Genomic DNA, 19,854 nt, shown 5'->3' with positions numbered 1-19,854 from the left:
TACTTATTACCCTTTCGTGCAAACTTGCCAATCACGTTTAGCAACTTTTCACGAATCCTGCCAATCTCACCTGGCAACCTTGAGGAAGTCCGTTATGCTCCTCTGCCTCGGTCTCTCGGTCTCCTCGGGAACTTCCACCTCAACGCTCTCGAGCTCCTCAATCTTAGCGTTCCTTATCTCCTCTGGGAGCTTTATCTCTCCGTACTTCCCGCCACCGCCGGGGATAACGATGAGCTTCCCGCTGCGGTAGGCCCATATAGCCTTGGCAACTTCCTCGTGAACGTTGGCAAGCTCCCCGACTGGAACGTCGACGAGAACCCTGATCTCGCTCCCGAAGTCCCTCAAAAAGCGCTCCCATATCAGCCGGACGGATTTGGTTTCAACCCCCTTACCGATGACCATTGAGATTATCTCGGCGAGGGGAGCTAAGTGAAGGTAAGGCGGCCTGTCCTTCGGCCTTTCTTTCGTATCGGCCAGCTCGAGTATTCTGTCCTTTACGCCTTTCTTTATCCGACCACCGCACTTGGGGCACTTCCATTTGAAGGCCTTCGCCTCGCCGAGGGAGTAGTGAGCGTAACAGCGGGAGCATGCCGTCAGGTGGTACTTCCCAAGACGGGGGTCCAAACCAGCGTTCAGGACGATTCTCCTTCCGCCGCGCCTTAGAATCGCCTTCCGGATTTCCTCAAAGGTAGCATCCTCCACCTCGAAGCGGTTGAACTCCCGCCCAAGGCGGTGAGGCATCGGTGAATGGGCATCGCTGTTGCTGAGGTAGGTTAATCTGTGGTGGGCCTTTATCATATCGGCCATCTCGCTGTCGGCCGAGAGACCCAGCTCAAGGAAGTGGATTTTAGCCCCTCCGTAGGCCTCCTTCAAACTGTCGTACTCCTTGTAGAGACTCGTCCAGGGGGTGAAGGCGTGGGCGGGGCCGATTAGAACGCCGAAGTCGTTGGCTATATCCGCTATTCCAGCCGCTGAGAGGCTCAGGTGGGGCCTGCCCTCGGTCTCGATGTCGTTTGAGTATTTTCTTAGTATTCCCCTCATCTCGCGAACCGTCTCAATGCTCGGGAAAATCAGGACGTGATGAACCCTTCTGTTGTCCTCAACCTCCGTTGTGAGGAGGAAGCGAACTCCCCTCAGCTCGTAGGTCCCTTCATCGACTTTCTTGGCGTATCTGAGGAGCTCCCCCTCCCAGTGGGGGTTGAGTATGTCGCCCGTTCCAACTATGCCAAGCCCTTTGAAGCGCGCGTTTTGAGCCAAGTTGGGTATCGTCATCGCCTTTGAGACCGCCTTGGAGTAGCGGGAGTGAAGGTGAAGGTCGGCGTCAACGAGCATGGGACCACCTCAGTCTATGTACATTCCCTCCAGTCCGCGGTAGTAGGCGGTGTATATGTCCCTTTTGGTCACGACACCGATGAGCCTTCTGTCGTTCGGCCCCCTCACAACCGGGAGGAGGTTCTGATCGTACGCCATCAGTTTCTCGAGGGCAACTTCAGCCGTTTCGGTCGGGTACGTTACCGCGTAATCCTTCCGCAGGAACCTGCCAACGCGGAGCCTTTTAACAGCAGTCGGTCGCTTTATGAAGTCCTTTATCCCGATTATCCCGACGACCTCAAGGTTTCTGTTAACGACGGGGAAGCAGTCGTGCCCGGTTTCGGAAACGAGGTGCTCAACGTCGAGGAGGGTCTGATCCTCGTAGACGTAAACCGGATCCCTGCTCATTATCTCGCCGACCGGTATGGTCTCGAGGATAACCGGCTTGCCGGTTCTTATCCTGTACCCCTTCCTGGTGAGCTTTATCGTGTATATCGAGTCGCCCCTCAGGAAGAACCTCGCGGTTAGGAAGCCCATGGTCGCGGACGTCATGACGGCGGGTAGAACGGCGTAGCCCCTCGTCAGTTCCGTCACCATGAGGATCTGGGTTATCGGGGCCTGGGTCATTCCGCTGAAGAAAGCCGCCATTCCAGCCAGGGCGTAGACCGTTGGCGTGGCCCCGAGGGACGGGAAGATCTTAGCCAGGAGCATGCCAAAGGCCGAACCGAACATCGTGCCTATGTAGAGGCTCGGAGCGAAGACGCCACCGCTGTGGCCCGAGCCGATCGTGAGGGCGGTGGCCAGCATCTTCAGGATTCCCAGGGTCAGGAGAAGCCATACCGCAAGTTTCCCGTAGAAGGCCATGCTCATGCCCTCGTAACCAACGCCGAAGATGCCGTAGTTCGGAAAGAATGCCCCGAGAAAGCCCACGCCCAAGCCTCCGATGACCGGTTTGAAAATCCCAGGAACGGGAAGTCTCTCGAAGCCATCGACAACCCGGTAGAGGAAACGAACGTAAAAAGCGGCCAGGGCTCCGAGGAACAGCCCCAGGACGAAGAAGAAGGGGAGCTCGGGAAGGGTGTGCCCTATTCCACCGGGTATCTCGACCTCAAATGCCCTCTTAAGGATCGCGAGGGTAACGGCGTTGCCAGTAACCGCGGCGATGAATATCGGAACGAGGTTTATTGAGAAGGCACCCATATAGACGACCTCAAGGGCGAACATGGCCCCGGCCAGGGGCGTGTTGAAGGTTCCCGCTATTCCAGCCGCGAGTCCGCAGGTTACGAGGAGCTTGCGCATCTCCTTGGACAGTCCAAACCACCTCGCGAAGGCGGAGGTTAAAGCTGCCCCGATGAACCCGATGGGGCCCTCCCTGCCGACGCTGCCTCCGGATCCGATGGTTATGGAGGTGGCCACTATCTTCGTCACCGCGAACACGCCGCCTATCATGCCGCCCTTGAAGATGACAGCCTCTATGACCTCGGGGATGCCGTTCCCCTTGATATCGGGAAATCGAACCACGAGCAGGGCAACGAACAGCCCGCCGATTGCGGGCAGGAGAACGTAGCCCAGATCCAAACCTCCAATGGGATGACTGAGAAGGGGAAAGAGCCGGCCAAAGAAGAACTCATGGCTGAGACGTATCATGAGCCTGAACATGACGGCCCCGAGACCGCCAACTACACCGGCCGTGATCGAGAATATTATGACAACGGTCCACTTCTTCACGTACGCCCTGCCCCACGTCATGAAAAAAGTTAGTGCCTTGAGGTAAAAAGCGTTCCGCCAGCAGGTTTTTATACCCCCACCGGCAAGTAGGCTCGGTGAAAGGCATGAAGGTTGAGGGATTCGTCTCTTCCCTGAGAAACGCGGAAACCATCGGCGAGCTCTTCAAGATACTGCAGGAGAAGGGAGCCCCGATAGTCGAGCTCGACGGCCAGAGGTTCCTCATCGTCGTCGAGGGCGACTTCGAGGGAAGGCCATTCTGGACAGAGATAAACGGCGAGAAGGCCAACCAGGCACTCGGCGACGCGATGCTCAACTCCTCCAGCTTCCCCTTCAAGTGCAAGAGACCTTACACAGGAGGAAACGTTATCTTCGTGAACTTCGACGACATCGAGGTCGGGAAGTTCCTCGTGGCCTACCGCGACCCTGACTACGGGATATTCTACCTCGTCGAGAACGGCGAGGCGAAGGAGATAACGGGGGAAGAGTACGAGAGGCTCAAGGGAGAGATGCCCGAGTTCAAAGTGAAGTCCATGAGCGACGAGCAGATGGACATGATGGGAGCCTTCTTCGGCTGACCTCACCTTTTCATCATTGCCAGGAAGTAAAACAGCAGCTTCGCGGCCGTCAGGGCGGTTGGGTTCCCCAGCCTCTCCCCCGCAACCTCCATTATGTCGAAGCCCGCTATCCTTTTGTTGGCCGTGAGCCATTCGATTGCCTCTATTACCTCCCAGAACCTCAGGCCTCCGGCTTCGGGCGTTCCCGTGTCCGGAACCATTGAAACATCAAAGACGTCTATGTCCACCGAGAGGTAAACCGGCTCCGGAAGGGGCTCAACGAGATCCACGAAGGAATCGAAGCCGTAGTCCCTGGCGTGAACCCATCGAATTCCATTTTTCTCGGCGAATTCAACTTCATCCCTCGTCCCGCTCCTTATCCCGAACATTGCCTCTCTAACGCCCAGCTCGGCTATTCTCCTGGCGACGCAGGCGTGGTTGTAGGGGTTGTCCTCGTAGCTGTCCCTGAGGTCGAGGTGAGCATCGAAGACCACGTAGCTTTTTGGCTTCAATGCCTCAACGGCCCCAAGCGTCTGGGAGTGCTCGCCGCCGAGGAGTACCGGTATCGCGCGGGGATTCGCTTTTTTCAGCTCCTCAACGGTTTCCCTAACCCTGTCCGCGGTTTCGCGAGGATTCCCCGCCACAACCGCAACGTCGCCTATGTCCGCCACCCCCACGCTCGAAACGTCCACGTCGTAGTCAAGAACGTAGGTTTCCAGGTTCAGCGTGGCCTGTCTTATCAGCGTCGGCCCGAAGCGCGCTCCGGACTTGTAGCTGGTTGTGCCGTCGAAGGGCACCCCGAGGATAACGAAGTCCGCTCGCTCAGGAGGAACGAGGGGAAGCTCGAGCTTAAAGGCCTCGTACGTGTACAGGAACTCCACCTCTACACCACCGGGCATGGATTGGCGAAGGCCAAAAAAGCTTTATGGGCAAACTATTTTACCCCGAAGGGCGTAGTTTCTACGGTGGTGATTTTGGTCGAGGCAGTTCTGGAGTGGCTCCGGAGCGGTAGGGACGATGCGGAGGACATAGTCGACCTTCCCTGGGAGGTCAAGAAGGTTGGGGAGAACCACTACGTTGCAGAGCATCCGAAGATTCCCTTCACCCTCAACGTTGTCTTCGCCGATGGCTTCATAAGGCTGGCGGTCCCCTCGGGGATAGAAACGATAGCCATGAGGCTTGAAGAGAGGATCAGGACTTATCACACGCTCCTCGTTCTGAACGAGCGCATGAACATGCTGAAGTTCACGCTCAGCGGGATGAACGACGAGGTAACGCTGAGGGTTGATCTCGACGAGAAGAGCCTTGGAAAGGAGGAGTTCAACGACGCACTAACTGCCCTTCTCGTTGGGATGAACGTCCTGATGGACTCGCTCGGGCTCACGGAGGAGTTCCAGGAGGCCATCTTCGAACGGCTGAGCATGATGATCATCGAGAGGCTGCAGAGGGGCATGAGCGAGGCGGAGATCATGAACTTCCTCGTAAAGAAGGTCGGGATGACGAAGGAAGAGGCTAAGGCCCTCCTGAACGAGATAAAGCGGGCCATGTCTGGGGAGGACGACAGGGGGTACTTCTGAGAGGGAAGGCTTAAAAGCGGACTGAAGAATTTTCGGCGGTGGTAACATGGCTCCAATCGACATCGTTGCGAGGCTCCTCGTCGCCGTTCTCATGCTCGGCGTTCTGGCGATGATAATAGGCAGGAGGTTCAACATCTCCTACGTGCCTCTCTTCATCCTCCTCGGGATCGCGATAGGTCCCATAACCAGCATGGTGCCCCGGGAACTGGCGCACGAGCTCTTTGACTACCTCAGGGTCTTCGGTCTCGTGATAATCCTGTTCACCGAAGGCCACAACCTGAGCTGGAGGCTCCTGAGGAGGAACTCAAAAACAATACTGATCCTCGACACCCTCGGCGTCTTTCTGACCGCTTTGCTCGCGGGATGGTTCTTCTCCTGGCTCTTCGGTGCACCCTTCCTCGTCGGTTTTCTCTTCGGAGCGATAATAAGCGCAACCGATCCGGCGACTCTCATACCCCTCTTCCGCCAGTACCGCGTTGAACAGGACATAGAGACAACGATCGTCACCGAGTCGATTTTCAACGATCCCCTCGGCATAGTCCTGACAACGGTGGCCGTTGCGATGCTTTACCCCGAAGCGGTCTCCAAGGTGTTCTACGTCCTCAGCGGACACGTGGGCCTGTACGGTGCCAGCGTTCTCTACTTCCTCTACGAGCTGCTAACCTCGATTGCGGTGGGAATAGTCATGGGGCTTCTCGGGTACTGGTTCATGAAGAAGGCCGAGATCCTGGAGTTCCCGGAGGTGGAGATATTCGCCCTCGGTCTGGCGTTTCTGACGTTCCTCGTCGGAGAAGAGCTCGATGCCTCGGGGTACCTCGCGGCAACGGTGGCGGGGCTCGTCCTGGGCAATTTCAAGGTTCTCGGGCGGGTCAGAAACATTCATATCATGGACCGCGTGCTCAAGGCAATAAAGCTGGAGGTCGAGTTCAACGAGAGCCTCTCGGCGATAGCGACGCTCTTCATATTTTTCCTGCTCGGCGCCAGCCTGAACCTCGACATCTTCACCGGAAACCTCATCAAAGGACTCCTTGTGGCGTACTTCGTAATGCTAGTGGCTAGACCTATAGCGGCGCTGCCAATCATCAAGTGGTGGGGTGCGAAGAAGTACCTCTTCATTGCCCTAGAGGGCCCCAGGGGAATAGTGCCCTCGGCGCTTGCATCGCTCCCACTCAGCCTCGCGATTAAGTACGGCGGAAACACCCTAACCGTTCACTGGGGTGAGGTCATACTGGCTGTCACAGTTATAACTGTGCTCGCTTCCGTGATAACCGAAACCCTATGGGTGCCCTTGCTCAGAAACGTGCTCCTGGAGCCCGAGACCGTTGAGGACCGCGTGAAGAAGTTCCACAGCAGGAAGAGGGGCGGGGGATGAGGGTTGAAGGCCTTCTCCGTTATCTACTCTCCCGTTTTTCTCGAGCACAGACCCGAGAACTACCATCCCGAAAACCCCAACCGGCTGTTGAGGGCAGTAAAGGTCCTCCAGCGGTTGAACCTGTGGAAGCCCATCGAGCCGGTTCCCGTTCCGGAGGAGGAACTCCTGAAGGTCCACTCAAGGGACTACATTGAGCTCGTCCGCGAGAGTAGCAGAACCTTCTCGTACCTCGACCCGGACACCTACGTCTCCCCCGGCACGTGGGAGGCGGCTCTGACCGCGTTTGGGGCTTCGAAGCTGGCCGTCGAGCTGGCGCTGGAAAAGAAGGGCCTTCACCTCGCCCTCGTGAGACCGCCAGGCCATCACGCCGGAAAGGCCGGAAGGGCCTTCAACGCTCCCACTTTGGGCTTCTGTATCTTCAACAACGCGGCCTACGCGGCAAAGGTCGCGGAGGAGCTCGCTGGAAAAGTTCTGGTCATAGACTTTGACGCCCATCACGGCAACGGGACGCAGGAGATACTCTGGAACGACCCCAACGCGGTGCATATAGACCTTCACGAGAGGGACATCTACCCCTGGAGTGGCTACGAGCACGACGTCGGCGGGAAGAATGCAGAGGGGACGAAAATCAACCTGCCGATGCCCCACTACTCTGGAGATGACGACTTCATCTACGCCTGGAACGAGATTGTTCTCCCGGTCTTGGCCCAGTTCAGGCCGAAGCTCGTGGTCGTCTCGGCTGGCTTCGACGGCTTCCTCGGCGAGAACCTGACGACCCTACGGCTGAGCGAGCTTTTCTTCGCCTACGCGGGCTCAACGCTTTCGCGCTATCCTCTCGCGGTGATTTTTGAGGGTGGTTACTCAGTCGGCCTTGACAAAGGCCTCCCTGCCTTTATCAGGGGCTATCTCAGCGGGGAAATCCGCGAGGTTCCGGTCAGTCCATCGTACGAAGCCTTGAGAACGGTGGCAAGGGTCAAAGAGGTGCAGTCCGAGTGGTGGGAGTTCTGACTTACGGGAGGGTAAGTGGCTTACCCGGGGGTAAGTTGGTCTTCTTTATGACTTCCTTAACGACTGGGTCGGGGATAGAGTAGCCATCCTCTGTCTTTTCAAGGTAGCCGTACTTGACGAGATTCCTTAGCAGGGCTGAAAACTTCGCGTCGTTTATTTTTCCCGCCTTGAACTCCACGTACTCCTTTATAGAGCTCCATGAATCGTTTCCCAAGGAGACTGCCTTCAGAATGTACCAGTACCTCGTGCTGTACCTTGTGAGGGTCGAAATTTCGTCGAGGACAAGCGCTTTGGCCCTCTCAAAGAGCTCGTTGAGTGCCTCTTTTTCGGAGAGCTTTCTAACTCCCCTGAGGTAGCCGTATAGGGTCAGCCATCCGACAATTCCGTCGAGCCTCTCAACGACCCTCTCAATTTCCTCCTCCTGAACTTTCACACCAAGCTCGTCGAATCCTCTTCTCAGGAAGTCCCTGCTCTGCTCCCTCGAAAATCTCTTCAGCGTTATTTCCCTCGCGTACCTGCCAAAGAGGGGCTTTTTGGGGTTGTCGAGTCCGATAAAATCGTGGAGCATTCCGACCTCGGAGCCGGTCAGCACAAACGTCAGGTTCGGCAGGTTGTCCACGGCGTACGCTATGAGCCCATCGTACCGTATCCCCGAAAGCCTCAGGTACTGGGCCTCATCGAAGGCTATTATAACCCTCCTCCCAGTTTTCTCGGCCCAAGAGTCGAGCTTCTCAAGGAGCTCTGCAAGGTCGGGCTTTTCATCGAACTCGATCTGGAGGCCCGAAACGTTAATCCCTTTAATCCGTGAGAGGGCTTTCACGAGTTCCATCCCTATTTTGTTAGTCCCCTTCAACGACTTGAGGAGACCTTCGAGGAGTTTTCTCGCGAGCAACTCTTGAGGAATCGAGCCGTGGGTGAAGTAGAGCGAGCGGACGTCAATTTTGGAGAACGGCTTTTCTGATTCGGAGAGCGCAACGTTGAGGAGGGAGCTTTTACCGAGCCTCCTGATGCCGAGCAGAAGAACAAGCGTTTCTCCGAGCTCAACGGCTTCAAAAAACTCCCTGAGCTCTTTCTCCCTATCGTAGAGGTCTTCTCTTTTCCTCTTTGGCCGGAGGTCGAACAGCAACTTACCCCACCGTAAGTTACTTACCCCGGGGTAAGTTATAAGGGTTTCCCTTTTACCGGGTGGCGTTGGGAGGTATATCTGCAGACTGAGACGTGTCAAAAAGAAGAGAAGGGCCTTAAAGCCCCAGCATCTCCTTCGCGGCCTTGACGCCCAAATCGAAGGCCTTCATGTTGACGTCAACAGCCTTCTTCGGCACGCTGACCTTTATGACCTCCCTGACGTGCTCCGCTGAAAGCGGAAAACCCGGCGTCTGAGTCAGCGCTCCGATGAGGACGACGTTGGTAGTTATGATGTTTCCTGCCTCCATCGCGAGCTTTTCCGCATCGAAGGCCATGAACTTGGCCTCGAAGTTCTCCTCGACGACCTTCCTAATCTCTTCGAGACTCGGGTACTTGGCGAGGCCCATCGAGACCTGAACCGGCGGAATCGGCCTCGCGTTGGTGAAGACAAGGCCCCCTTTCTTGAGGTAGTTGATGTAGCGGAGGGCTTCGACAGGCTCGAAGCTCAGTATGACGTCGGCCTTGCCCTCGGGAACCATCGCGCCGTAGACGTCCTCCCCAAAGCGAACGTAGGCGATAACGCTTCCAAAGCGCTGGCTCATGCCGTGAACCTCACCAACGCGCACCTTGTAGCCAGCTCTAAGCGCCGCCCAGCCGAGCAGGTTCGCCGCGGTGAGGATTCCCTGACCGCCAACTCCGGTGATAACGATGTTGTACTCCCTCATCTCGCTCATAGCTCTCCCTCCCTCACCTTCTCGAAGGCGTCGAACGGACAGACCTGGGCACAGCCGCCACAGCCCCAGCACATCGTCGGGTCTATCTTAGCTTTCTTCTTCTCGGCGTCCCAGTAGATTGCCGGACAGCCGTAGGCGTTGATACAAATCTTACAGCCGGTACACTTGTCCTCGTTGACCTGGTAGAGTGGCCACTGCTTGCCCTCGCGCCTGAGCTGGCCGATACGATACAACGCACAGACGCGCCTCGCGACGACGACGCTGACGCCCTCAACGGCCAGGGCCTCCTTTATGGTCCTCTCGACGGCCTTTATGTCGTAGGGGTCAACGACTGCTACATAATCCGCTCCCATCGCCTTCGCGACCTCTTCAATCTTAATCTGCTTGCCCGGTCCGTGTGGGGTCTCACCGGTTCCCGGGTTGGGCTGGTCGCCGGTCATGGCTGTAACGAGGTTGTCGAGGACGACTATGACGACGTTGGAGCGGTTGTAGATGGCGTTTGCCAGAGCCGGAAGTCCCGTGTGGAAGAACGTTGAGTCGCCTATCGTGGCAACGATTACCTTCTTCTCCTTGCCGGTCTTGTGCTCGTCCTCGGCAACGCTTCCGTTGAGCGCCACGCTGAGGCCGTGGGCGACGCCGATTGAACCGCCCATCGCGACGGTTGTGTCAACGGTCTTGAGCGGTGGGAGGACACCAAGGGTGTAACAGCCTATGTCGCTCGGGAAGATTGCCCTTGGAGTTGCAGCCCTTCTAATCGCGTAGAAGGTGTTCCTGTGCGGACAGGCCGGGCACAACGAGGGGGGCCTCGGCGGGACCATGCCCTTTACCTTCTCGTACTTCTGGTCGAGCTCCTCGAAGTTAATCGGGGTTTCGAGGCCGAGGAACTTCGCTATGGCCGTTACCGCCCTCCTCGTGGTCATCTCGTAAACCCTTGGCACGAGGTCCTTGCCGTGAATCGGAATTCTAAGTCCCTTATCGTAGGCCCAGGTCTTGACCTGCTCCTCGACGACCGGCTCAAGCTCCTCGACGATGAGAACCTTCTCAAGCCCGTCGAGGAACTTCTCAAGCAGGCCGTATGGAACCGGGAAGGGCGTTCCGAGCTTGAGTATCTTGACGTTCTCGACGCCGAGCCAGGCCAGGGCCTCCTTGACGTAGGCGTAGCTCAGGCCCGGAGCGATTATACCGACCTTCGCGTTCTCGTCGCCCTCAATCCAGTTGAAGGGGCAGTTGTTGAGCTCCTCACGAATCTTCTCAATCTTCTCGAGAATCTGCGGGTGGAACTTCCTTGCGTGGGCAGGAATGTCAACGAACCTCTCGGGGTTCTTCTTGAAGTTCCCGAACTTCCTCTTGCCGGTCTTTATCTCCTCCGGAAGCTCTCCGAGAACGACATCGCCCCTCGCGTGGGAGCTCCTCGTGGTCGTCCTCAGAATGACGAAGTGTTTGAACTTCTCGCTCAGCTCGAAGGCGTACTTCGTCATCTCCTTGGCCTCGTGGGGTGAAATCGGCTCGAGAACGGGCACGTTGGCGAACTTTGCGTAAACCCTCGTGTCCTGCTCGTTCTGACTGCTCCACATGCTCGGGTCGTCGGCAACCATTATGATGAAACCGCCCTCGACGCCCATGCCAACGGCGCTGAGGAAGGTGTCGGCCGCGACATTGAGGCCTACGTGCTTCATGGCCGTCATGGCCCTGAGACCGCTCCAGGCAGCGGAAAGCGCGGTTTCAAAGGCAACCTTCTCGTTGGTGGAGTACTCCATGTAAACTCCTGCCTTCTTGGCCACCATCGCCATCGTATCGGTCAGTTCCGAACTCGGGGTTCCGGGATAAGCCGCGAAAACCGCTATGTTGGCCTCCAAAGCTCCGCGCGCTATGGCCTGGTTTCCGAGGAGGAGAACCCTCTCCCCGGGCTTATCCCACAGCACTATGTCCGTTACCTTCGCCATCAAACAACACCTCCGAGGGTTTCCAATAACTGAGTTCTATCCGAATCGTCCAAAACATAAAAGGCGGGGATGTTTAGCTTCCTCGCGCGGGATACCATGTCCCTATCTGAGGACACAAGGAGTGCGTTGAACTTCTTCGCGGTTGCAATAAAGTACGAATCCGCCGCGCGAGGGTGAATTTTCTTGGCTATTTCCTTCGCGTCCTCGAATATCCAATCCTCTGAAACTTGGAGAACCCTTGAGTCCAGGTACTCAATCACTAACTCAAGCGCCTCTTCTTTTCCTGAGAGCCTCATCACTAGGCTTATAGTTTCCACAATTCCCAGTCGGGGCATTAACAGGGGTATCCCCTTCTCTTCTGCCACAGAGATTACACTCTGGGCGGCTTCCGCTCTGTCCTCTCGCCCTTTGACTGGAATCATAGCATCTATGAGGACGGAGGTATCAACCACGAGCATTTCTCATCTCCTTTATGAGCCTGTGAGGGTCTTCTTCAACTTCCCCTATTATCTCCTTGAGCTTGGCGTACACATCCTTTATCTTTGGAGGAGACGTTTTGACCTCGCTCTTTTGAACTTTCTCAATAGCCTCCATCTCACTCATCCTCCAAAACCCCAGCGTTCCTCGCCTGCTGGACGAGGGCGTAGGCACCGGCGGCAACGTCCTCGGGCCTCTCGTAGCTCGGGATTCCGTTGGCTTCGAGGAGCTCCTTCGCCTTTTCGCTGACGTAACCGGCCATGAAGAGGCCTAAGACGGGCTTGCCGTTGTTGACCTCCTTGACGGCCCTTATGACGCCCTCGGCGTGCTCCGTTGGGGTCATTCCCGCGAAGGTCGGGACGACGCATATCGCTATGAGCATGTCGACGTTCGGGTCCTGGAGGAGTAGCTTCGCGGTCCTGTAGTAGTCCTCGCCCCTCGCACTTGCAATCATGTCGACGGGGTTCTTTACGGCGGCCATCGGCGGGAGGAACGAGCGGAGCTCCTCTATCGTCTTCTCCTCGAGGTCTGCCAATTTAAGGCCCCTCTTGTCAATCTGGTCGGCCGTCAAAACGCCCGGCCCGCCGGCGTTGGTCATTATCGCGACGCGCTTGCCTTTCGGCAACGGCTGGGTGAAGGCCCTCGCCATGCTGAGCATGTCGTCGATTGTTTCGGCGATGAGAACTCCGCTCTGCTTAAACGCAGCTTCGTAAATCTTCCAGCTTCCGGCAAGGGAACCCGTATGGCTTGATGCTGCCCTCGCCCCGCTCTCGCTCTTTCCGGCCTTGAGGGCTATGACGGGCTTCTTCCTGGTGGCCTTCTTGGCGACCTCGATGAACTTCCTTCCGTCCTTGATTCCCTCGATGTAAAGCGCGATTGCCTTGTCCTCCTCGGTGTCGGCCAGGTACTCCATGAGCTCCGCGAAGTCGAGGTCGGCCATGTTGCCGACGCTGATGAACTTGGAGAAGCCGATTCCCTCCTTGACGGTCTTGTAGACGATTCCCGCTCCCAAAGCTCCACTCTGGCTCACGAAGGCTATGCTCCCCTTCTTGGCGTCCATTATGAAGGTCGCGTTCATGTCGTTGTGGGTGTTCATGACGCCGACGCAGTTCGGGCCTATCAGACGCATTCCGTACCTGTGGGCAATCTCGACGAGCTCGCGCTCCTCCTTCTTGCCCTCTTCACCAGTCTCGCCGAAGCCGGCCGTTATGATGACCGCTCCCTTAACTCCCTTCTCACCGCAGTCTACTATCGACTGCTTCACGAAGCGCTTGGGGACTACGATTATCGCGAGGTCAACCTCGTCGGGGATGTCCTTGACGTTCTTGTAGGCCTTAACGCCCTGAACGACCTCGTCCTTGACGTTGACGGGGTAAACCTTGCCGTCCTTGTACTTCTTGAGGTTCTTGAAAACTTCGTAGCCGAGCTTCATCGGGTCGTTCGATGCTCCGATGACGGCTATGCCCTTCGGCCTGAAGAAGTAGTCCAAGTTCATGAGCCTCACCGTTTAAATCTCCGCCGAATCGTATATAAGCTTTCCCAAATAGGACATCGGAGAATTTTAGGGCATCGCTGAGCTCTTTACGTTCACCAGTGGGCTTTTTAGGCCATCGAAAGGTTTAAGTAAGCTCTGGTTATTTTATCCTTGGAGGTGGTGGCGATGGTGAAGGTGCGCTTTTTGGGGCACGCGGCCTTTCTGATTGAGGGAAGCAAGAAAATCCTTATAGACCCGTTCCTCAGCGGCAACCCGCAGGCGGCTGTGAAGCCGGAGGAGGTTGAGGCCGACCTGATACTCATAACCCACGCCCACGGCGACCACATCGGAGACGCGGTCGAGATAGCCAAGAGGACCGGCGCGAAGATAGTCGCGATGTACGACATAGCTAACTACATCAGCGAGCAGGGCAACGTTGAGGTCATCGGCATGAACTACGGACCGACTGAGATAGACGGCGTCGGAATCGTCCAGGTTCCGGCCTGGCACTCAAGCAGCGACGGCAAGTACGGCATCGGCAACCCCTGTGGCTACATAGTCAAGCTCGATGGAAAGACGATTTACCACGCCGGCGACACATTCGTGTTCCTCGACATGGGCCTGTTCAGCGAGCTCTACGGCCCGATTGACTTAGCTTTGCTCCCGATAGGCGGGCACTTCACTATGGGCCCGAAGGAAGCGGCAAAGGCCGTCGAGCTGCTCAAGCCCAAGAAAGTCGTCCCGATGCACTACAACACCTGGCCCCCGATTTCGGCTGACCCCGAGGAGTTTAAGAAGCTCGTTGGAGACAAGGCCGAGGTCGTTATTCTCAAGCCCGGCGAAAGCCTTGAGCTCTGATCTCCTATTTTCCGATTTGCTTTTAAAGGCCTCCTCCCCTTCTACTCCGGGATGGACATGATAGGCATAATCTTTGACATGGACGGTGTCGTTTACAGGGGGAACAGCCCCATCGACGGCGCCAGAGAGACTATAGAGTTCGTTAGGGAAGCGGGGATTCCCTTCGTGTTCCTGACCAACAACTCCACACGAACCCCGGAGATGTACAGGCAAAAACTCCTCTCGCTTGGGATCGACGTTCCAGCCGAGAGGATCGTTACCTCGGGACTCGCGGCCAGGATCTACATGGAAAAACACTTCAATCCGGGAAGGATATTTGTAATCGGCGGTGAAGGGCTTGAGATTGAGATGGAAAGGCTGGGATGGGGCGTTGTAAGCCTTGAAGAGTGCAGAACGGGCGGATGGAAAGAAATCGAGTACGTGGTCGTCGGTCTCGATCCGGGGTTAACCTACGAGAAGCTCAAGTACGGAACGCTTGCGATAAGGAACGGTGCCGGCTTCATCGGAACGAACCCCGACACCACTTATCCGGCCGAGGAGGGCCTCTACCCCGGGGCAGGGGCGATCATAGCGGCGCTGAAGGCCTCAACGGGTGAGGAACCCCTGATCATAGGGAAACCCAACGAACCCGCCTATGAGGTGGCCAGGGAGAAACTCGGCCCGGTGGACGAGATCTGGATGGTTGGAGACAGGCTGGACACTGATATAGCCTTCGCCAAGCGCTTTGGAATGAAGGCGATAATGGTTCTCACCGGGGTGAACGACCTAGAGGACATTAAGAGGAGCGACGTAAGGCCGGACCTCGTGCTCCCGAGCATCAGGGAGCTCAAGGACTACCTCTCTACCGTTCTGGGGGATGCGGATGAAAATCAATGACCTTCTTGAGAGCCTAGTTCGGCAGGAGAACGAACTCTACAACCTCCACAAGCTGGGGGAGACCTTCGCAACCTTTGAGAGAAGCGAGTTCGCCGATACGTTTAGGCTTATGGCCGAGGAAGAGCTCAGGCATAGAAAAACCCTGGAATCCATGATCTCGGAGAACAGCCTTGAGGGAAGCGTTGTAGTGGACTACCTCGACGTCCTCTCCCTTGAGCCCGTTCTGAGGGACGAGAGGGCCGAACCCAAAAGTCTGGAGGAGCTTGTTGTGGAAGCGTTAATTCGGGAGCAGCACGCCTACGAAATGTACTCAAAACTCTCGGAGATACTCGACGGCTCCCTCGCGCAGATCTTTCGGATGATGGCCGGGGAGGAGCTGAAACACGTTTACCGGCTCAAGATAATTTACGAGGCCCTTTAGCCGATGGACAAATTATCCGACACTTCCCTTTTCTACCCTTTCACCCCCTGAGCAAAGTGAGCCGGGGTTTATTGTCATTTCGCCAGCGTTGAACAGGGCAAGGTATATTTAGGTGTGAACCCCAAAGGGTTCCGCTGATGCTTTTACCAAAAGGTACAATAACCCGAAACTATAAGACAGGGGTGTTTATATGGCCGTTGAAAAAGTGATGAAAAGGGACGGTAGAATCGTGCCTTTTGATAGGGAGCGTATAAAATGGGCCATAAAAAGGGCAATGCTCGAGGTTGGCGTTCATGACGACAAGCTCCTCAACAGGGTCGTCAGGAGGGTCGTCAGGAGAATAAACGAGCTCTACGACGGGCAGGTTCCCCACATCGAGAACATCCAGGACATAGTTGAGCTCGAGCTCATGAGAGCGGGCCTCTTCGAGGTTGCAAAGGCGTACATCCTCTACCGCAAGAAGAAGGCCGAAATCAGGGAGGAGAAGAAGAAAATCCTCAACAAGGACAAGCTCGATGAAATCGACAAGCGCTTCTCCCTCAACGCCCTCCGCGTTCTGGCGAGCAGATACCTCATAAGGAACGAGAAGGGGGAGATAGTAGAGAGCCCCAGGGAGCTCTTCGAGAGAGTCGCCACCCTCGCGGTCATCCCCGATTTGCTCTACGACGAGCGCGTTTACGACAAGGAAGGAAAGCACGAGCAGGATTTAAGCCGCGTTAAGCACTACCTGGAACACTTCGAGGAGTTCGATGGAAAGTACTCAATCGGACGCTTCAAGCTCAACAAGTACCACTTCGAGAGGCTCGTGAAGCTCTACCGCGAGCTGGCAGAGAAGGGGAAGATGAAGGTCTCGATAGACGAGTTCCTGGGCATGCTCGAGAACGGAGCTTTTGACGACTACGAGAGCGAAATAGAGGAGTACTTCAGGCTAATGACGAGTCAGACGTTCATGCCCAACACCCCTGCTCTCATTAACTCCGGCCGGCCGCTGGGAATGCTCTCGGCATGCTTTGTTGTCCCCATAGAGGACGACATGGAGAGCATCATGAAGGCGGCCCACGACGTTGCCATGATACAGAAGAGCGGCGGGGGATGTATCGACGGAAACGCTAAGATACTCTTTGAAAATGAAGGGGAAGAGCACCTAACAACAATGGCGGAGATGTACGAACGTTACAAGCACCTGGGTGAGTTCTATGACAAAAACTACAACAGATGGGGCATAGACGTTTCAAGCGTTCCTATCTACGTAAAGTCGTTCGACCCAGAAACAGGGGAAGTCGTTAGGGGGAGGGTTAAGGCCATCTGGAGGTACGAGCTTGGAGAGAAGGTGACCAAATACAACATCAAAACCAACAAGGGAACAAGAATTCTAACGTCTCCGTGGCACCCGTTCTTTGTGCTTAACCCAGACTTTAAGGTCGTCGAGAAGAGGGCAGATGAACTCAGTGAGGGAGACATGCTGGTAGGAGGAATGCCAGAGGACGACAATCACGAGTTCATCTTCGATTACTGGCTCGCCGGCTTCATAGCAGGCGATGGAAGCTTTGATAAACAACGCTCGCACGTCAAAGGACATGAGTACATTTACGACAGACTAAGGATATACGACTACAGAGTTGAAACCTTCGAGACCATAAACAAGTACCTCGAAGAGACGTTTGGAAAGAGATATAGCCTTCAGAGGGATAGGAACATCTATTACATCGACATAAAGGCCAGGGAGATAACCTCCCACTACAGGAAGCTTCTGGATGGGATAGACACCGGAATTCCACCCGAAATCCTCAGAAAGGGCCGTGCCGCCGTGCTCTCTTTTATAACTGGGCTGTTCGATGCAGAAGGACACGTGAACAGCAAGCCAGGCGTTGAACTGGGCATGGTGAACAGGAAACTAATAGAGGACATTGCACACTACCTCAGCTCACTTGGGATAAAAGCAAGAATGAGGGAGAAGCCCAGAAAAGATGGCGTTGATTACATCGTCCACGTTGAGGAGTACTCCTCGTTGCTCAGGTTCTACGAGTTAATCGGAAAGAACCTCCAAAACGAAGAGAAGAGGAAGAAGCTTGAAACTCTCTTAGAAAAACACAAAGGAGGGACCTTCGGCCTTTCACTCAACTTCGAGGCGTTTAAGAGATGGGCGTCAAAACACGGCGTTGAGTTCAAAACCAACGGCAGTCAGACCCTCGCTATCATAAAGGGTGAGAAAATATCCCTCGGTCAGTGGCACACGAGGGGACGCGTTTCAAAGGCCGTTCTTGTAAAGATGCTCAGGAAGCTCTACGACGCAACGGGAGTTGAAGACGTCAAGAGAATGCTCCATCTTGTCGAGGGCCTGGAGGTAGTCAAGGAAATAACCACCACAAACGAGCCAAAGACCTTCTATGACCTGACGGTTGAGAACTACCAAAACTACTTGGCTGGAGAAAACGGGATGGTCTTCGTTCACAATACTGGCTTAAACTTCTCAAAGCTCCGTCCGGAGGGCGATTTTGTCGGTTCAACGGCCGGAGCCGCGAGCGGGCCCGTTTCCTTCATGCACCTTATCGATGCGGTCAGCGACGTCATCAAGCAGGGAGGTGTAAGGCGCGGGGCGAACATGGGAATCCTCGAGGTCTGGCACCCGGACATAGAGAAGTTCATCCACGCGAAGGAGAGGAACACAGGAACCAACGTGCTCAGCAACTTCAACATCAGCGTTGGCATCTGGGAGGACTTCTGGGAGGCCCTGAAGGAGGGCAAGCGCTACCCGCTCGTGAACCCGAGGACCGGCGAGAAGGTCAAGGAGATAGACCCCAAGAGCCTGTTTGAAGAGTTAGCCTTCATGGCCTGGAGCAAGGCCGACCCGGGAGTTATATTTTTCGACGTTATCAACAGGAGGAACGTTTTGGCGGAGGCGAAGGGAGGACCGATAAGGGCCACCAACCCCTGCGGTGAAGAGCCCCTCTACGAATACGAATCGTGCAACCTCGCGAGCATCAACCTCGCCAAGTTCGTGAAGTATGACGACGAAGGAAAGCCCTACTTCGACTGGGACGAGTACGCCTACGTGATTCAGAAGGTCGCCAAGTACCTCGACAACGCCATCGACGTCAACCGCTTCCCGCTTCCTGAAATCGACCACAACACAAAGCTGACCCGGAGAATAGGTGTCGGAATGATGGGACTGGCAGATGCGCTCTTCAAGCTCGGTATACCCTACAACAGCGAGGAAGGCTTCGCCTTCATGAGGAAGGCAACCGAGTACCTCACCTTCTACGCCTACAAGTACAGCGTGGAAGCGGCCAAAAAGCGCGGAACGTTCCCGCTCTACGAGAAGAGCGCCTACAAGGACGGTGAGCTACCGGTCGAGGGCTTCTACCACCGCGAGATATGGACGCTCCCGTGGGACGAGCTCGTCGAGGAAATCAAACGCCATGGAGTTAGAAACGGCATGGTGACCACCTGTCCGCCGACAGGAAGCGTTTCAATGATAGCGGACACCTCCAGCGGAATCGAGCCAATCTTTGCCCTCGTCTACAAGAAGAGCGTCACCGTCGGCGAGTTCTACTACGTCGACCCTGTCTTCGAGTCCGAGCTCAAGAAGCGCGGTCTCTGGAGCGACGAGATACTCAGGAAGATAAGCGACAACTATGGCTCTGTGCAGGGCCTTGAGGAGATTCCCGAGGATATGCAGAGGGTCTTCGTTACCTCGATGGACGTCCACTGGCTCGACCACATCCTGGCTCAGGCCAACATACAGCTCTGGCTCACCGACAGCGCGAGCAAAACCATAAACATGCCGAACGACGCCACCGTTGAGGACGTCAAGGCGGCATACCTTTTAGCTTACAAGCTCGGCTGTAAGGGAATAACCGTCTACCGCGACGGTTCGCTCTCGGTGCAGGTCTACAGCGTCGAGGGAGAGAAGAGGAAGCGCGTCCCGGCCAAGCCGAGTAGCTACGCCGTCGAGAAGCTGAAGGCCGTTGTCGAGGCCGAGCCCTGGCTGGCCAAGTTCATCAACGTCGAGGCTATCCTCAACGGCACCAACGGAAAGGAGAAGCCTCAGCTCAGCTTTTCCCTGAGCACGGCAAAGGCAGTCACACCAAAGACGCCAGAGCACCCGCACCACGCGGAGAAGCCGGAAGTTCCGGAGGAGAAAATTAAGGAGCTCCTCGGCGTTGCCTACTGCCCGGTCTGCTACGAGAAGGACGGGGAGCTGGTAGAGCTTAGAATGGAGAGCGGTTGCGCCACCTGCCCGCGCTGTGGATGGAGCAAGTGCGTCATCAGCTGAGGGTTTCTTCCGTTTTCTTTGCCCCTTAATTTCGTTCCTCCAGACATCTTTTAACATATTCCTGCCAAAATAGGTTTTTTAATCCCTATCTTTTAACTTCCACCACTCACCCAAAGCTTA

Annotated in this window: 17 protein-coding genes; 8 read left to right on the top strand and 9 right to left on the bottom strand. The window is 55.8% G+C overall.

The annotated features are described in order from the left end of the window. Positions 1–66 precede the first annotated feature (66 nt). Together TAM4_RS10285 and TAM4_RS10280 are read right to left on the bottom strand one after the other, a co-directional pair. Positions 67–1,332, bottom strand: a complete 1,266-nt coding sequence (locus tag TAM4_RS10285; protein ID WP_014123162.1) for a TIGR00375 family protein — start codon at positions 1,330–1,332, stop codon at positions 67–69. 9 nt (positions 1,333–1,341) lie between these two features. Then, the gene (locus TAM4_RS10280) at positions 1,342–3,060 is read right to left on the bottom strand and encodes a chloride channel protein (RefSeq protein ID WP_014123161.1); all 1,719 of its coding nucleotides are present in this window, start codon (positions 3,058–3,060) and stop codon (positions 1,342–1,344) included. 83 nt (positions 3,061–3,143) lie between these two features. On the opposite strand from TAM4_RS10280, the gene TAM4_RS10275 reads away from it, so the two are divergent. Next, positions 3,144–3,614: a hypothetical protein gene (locus TAM4_RS10275; protein ID WP_014123160.1), complete on the top strand. Its 471-nt coding sequence runs from the start codon at positions 3,144–3,146 to the stop codon at positions 3,612–3,614. 2 nt (positions 3,615–3,616) lie between these two features. On the opposite strand, the gene speB is transcribed toward TAM4_RS10275, so the two are convergent. Then, complete coding sequence (gene speB / locus TAM4_RS10270; RefSeq protein ID WP_014123159.1) at positions 3,617–4,474, bottom strand: agmatinase; 858 nt, start codon at positions 4,472–4,474, stop codon at positions 3,617–3,619. Between the two features lie 93 nt (positions 4,475–4,567). On the opposite strand from speB, the gene TAM4_RS10265 reads away from it, so the two are divergent. Genes TAM4_RS10265 through TAM4_RS10255 form a run of 3 tightly spaced genes read left to right on the top strand, consistent with a single transcriptional unit; the run spans position 4,568 to position 7,550 of the window. Next, complete coding sequence (locus tag TAM4_RS10265; RefSeq protein WP_014123158.1) at positions 4,568–5,170, top strand: hypothetical protein; 603 nt, start codon at positions 4,568–4,570, stop codon at positions 5,168–5,170. Between the two features lie 46 nt (positions 5,171–5,216). Next, the gene (locus TAM4_RS10260; RefSeq protein ID WP_014123157.1) at positions 5,217–6,542 is read left to right on the top strand and encodes a sodium:proton antiporter; all 1,326 of its coding nucleotides are present in this window, start codon (positions 5,217–5,219) and stop codon (positions 6,540–6,542) included. 3 nt (positions 6,543–6,545) lie between these two features. Next, complete coding sequence (locus TAM4_RS10255; protein WP_014123156.1) at positions 6,546–7,550, top strand: histone deacetylase family protein; 1,005 nt, start codon at positions 6,546–6,548, stop codon at positions 7,548–7,550. 1 nt (position 7,551) lies between these two features. On the opposite strand, the gene TAM4_RS10250 is transcribed toward TAM4_RS10255, so the two are convergent. The 6 genes from TAM4_RS10250 to TAM4_RS10230 form a co-directional block, all read right to left on the bottom strand. Next, positions 7,552–8,676: an ATP-binding protein gene (locus TAM4_RS10250; protein ID WP_014123155.1), complete on the bottom strand. Its 1,125-nt coding sequence runs from the start codon at positions 8,674–8,676 to the stop codon at positions 7,552–7,554. Between the two features lie 115 nt (positions 8,677–8,791). Beyond that, complete coding sequence (locus TAM4_RS10245) at positions 8,792–9,400, bottom strand: indolepyruvate oxidoreductase subunit beta (RefSeq protein WP_048151081.1); 609 nt, start codon at positions 9,398–9,400, stop codon at positions 8,792–8,794. 5 nt (positions 9,401–9,405) lie between these two features. After that, positions 9,406–11,352 (bottom strand): indolepyruvate ferredoxin oxidoreductase subunit alpha, encoded by a 1,947-nt coding sequence (iorA, locus tag TAM4_RS10240; protein ID WP_014123153.1) that lies wholly within the window; start codon positions 11,350–11,352, stop codon positions 9,406–9,408. After that, positions 11,352–11,810 (bottom strand): type II toxin-antitoxin system VapC family toxin, encoded by a 459-nt coding sequence (locus tag TAM4_RS10235; RefSeq protein ID WP_048150680.1) that lies wholly within the window; start codon positions 11,808–11,810, stop codon positions 11,352–11,354. The genes iorA and TAM4_RS10235 overlap by 1 nt, the downstream gene beginning before the upstream one ends. Further along, a complete protein-coding gene (locus TAM4_RS11840; protein ID WP_167729480.1) occupies positions 11,797–11,955 on the bottom strand; it encodes a hypothetical protein in 159 nt (52 codons plus the stop codon). The genes TAM4_RS10235 and TAM4_RS11840 overlap by 14 nt, the downstream gene beginning before the upstream one ends. Next, positions 11,948–13,324 carry an acetate--CoA ligase family protein gene (locus TAM4_RS10230; protein WP_048150676.1) on the bottom strand — a complete coding sequence of 459 codons (1,377 nt, stop codon included), beginning with the start codon at positions 13,322–13,324 and terminating at the stop codon, positions 11,948–11,950. The genes TAM4_RS11840 and TAM4_RS10230 overlap by 8 nt, the downstream gene beginning before the upstream one ends. Positions 13,325–13,489: 165 nt before the next feature. Here TAM4_RS10230 and TAM4_RS10225 point away from each other — a divergent pair, with 165 nt between their 5' ends. The 4 genes from TAM4_RS10225 to TAM4_RS10210 all read left to right on the top strand — a co-directional run bounded on the left by TAM4_RS10225 (position 13,490) and on the right by TAM4_RS10210 (position 19,734). Then, on the top strand, positions 13,490–14,161 hold the full coding sequence (locus TAM4_RS10225) for a metal-dependent hydrolase (protein ID WP_014123149.1): 672 nt from the start codon (positions 13,490–13,492) through the stop codon (positions 14,159–14,161). Positions 14,162–14,212: 51 nt separating this feature from the next. Beyond that, positions 14,213–15,037 (top strand): HAD-IIA family hydrolase, encoded by an 825-nt coding sequence (locus TAM4_RS10220; protein WP_014123148.1) that lies wholly within the window; start codon positions 14,213–14,215, stop codon positions 15,035–15,037. After that, a complete protein-coding gene (locus TAM4_RS10215; protein ID WP_014123147.1) occupies positions 15,024–15,458 on the top strand; it encodes a ferritin family protein in 435 nt (144 codons plus the stop codon). Before TAM4_RS10220 ends, TAM4_RS10215 begins: the two co-directional genes overlap by 14 nt. A gap of 190 nt (positions 15,459–15,648) precedes the next feature. Then, on the top strand, positions 15,649–19,734 hold the full coding sequence (locus TAM4_RS10210) for an adenosylcobalamin-dependent ribonucleoside-diphosphate reductase (RefSeq protein ID WP_014123146.1): 4,086 nt from the start codon (positions 15,649–15,651) through the stop codon (positions 19,732–19,734). Positions 19,735–19,854 lie beyond the last annotated feature (120 nt).

The organism is Thermococcus sp. AM4 (genome assembly GCF_000151205.2).
Classification (GTDB): Archaea; Methanobacteriota_B; Thermococci; order Thermococcales; family Thermococcaceae; genus Thermococcus.
Note: the sequence above shows the minus strand (reverse complement) of the source record. Positions and strands in the feature narration are given on the sequence as shown.

Bases quoted from the DNA above. Each gene is read 5' to 3' on its own strand.
- TAM4_RS11840 (WP_167729480.1), bottom strand. From the start codon at position 11,955: ATGAGTGAGATGGAGGCTATTGAGAAAGTTCAAAAGAGCGAGGTCAAA.
- TAM4_RS10220 (WP_014123148.1), top strand. From the start codon at position 14,213: ATGGACATGATAGGCATAATCTTTGACATGGACGGTGTCGTTTACAGG.
- TAM4_RS10285 (WP_014123162.1), bottom strand. From the start codon at position 1,332: ATGCTCGTTGACGCCGACCTTCACCTTCACTCCCGCTACTCCAAGGCG.
- TAM4_RS10275 (WP_014123160.1), top strand. From the start codon at position 3,144: ATGAAGGTTGAGGGATTCGTCTCTTCCCTGAGAAACGCGGAAACCATC.
- TAM4_RS10230 (WP_048150676.1), bottom strand. From the start codon at position 13,324: ATGAACTTGGACTACTTCTTCAGGCCGAAGGGCATAGCCGTCATCGGA.
- TAM4_RS10225 (WP_014123149.1), top strand. From the start codon at position 13,490: ATGGTGAAGGTGCGCTTTTTGGGGCACGCGGCCTTTCTGATTGAGGGA.
- TAM4_RS10210 (WP_014123146.1), top strand. From the start codon at position 15,649: ATGGCCGTTGAAAAAGTGATGAAAAGGGACGGTAGAATCGTGCCTTTT.
- TAM4_RS10235 (WP_048150680.1), bottom strand. From the start codon at position 11,810: ATGCTCGTGGTTGATACCTCCGTCCTCATAGATGCTATGATTCCAGTC.
- TAM4_RS10215 (WP_014123147.1), top strand. From the start codon at position 15,024: ATGAAAATCAATGACCTTCTTGAGAGCCTAGTTCGGCAGGAGAACGAA.
- TAM4_RS10260 (WP_014123157.1), top strand. From the start codon at position 5,217: ATGGCTCCAATCGACATCGTTGCGAGGCTCCTCGTCGCCGTTCTCATG.
- TAM4_RS10280 (WP_014123161.1), bottom strand. From the start codon at position 3,060: ATGACGTGGGGCAGGGCGTACGTGAAGAAGTGGACCGTTGTCATAATA.
- TAM4_RS10245 (WP_048151081.1), bottom strand. From the start codon at position 9,400: ATGAGGGAGTACAACATCGTTATCACCGGAGTTGGCGGTCAGGGAATC.
- iorA (WP_014123153.1), bottom strand. From the start codon at position 11,352: ATGGCGAAGGTAACGGACATAGTGCTGTGGGATAAGCCCGGGGAGAGG.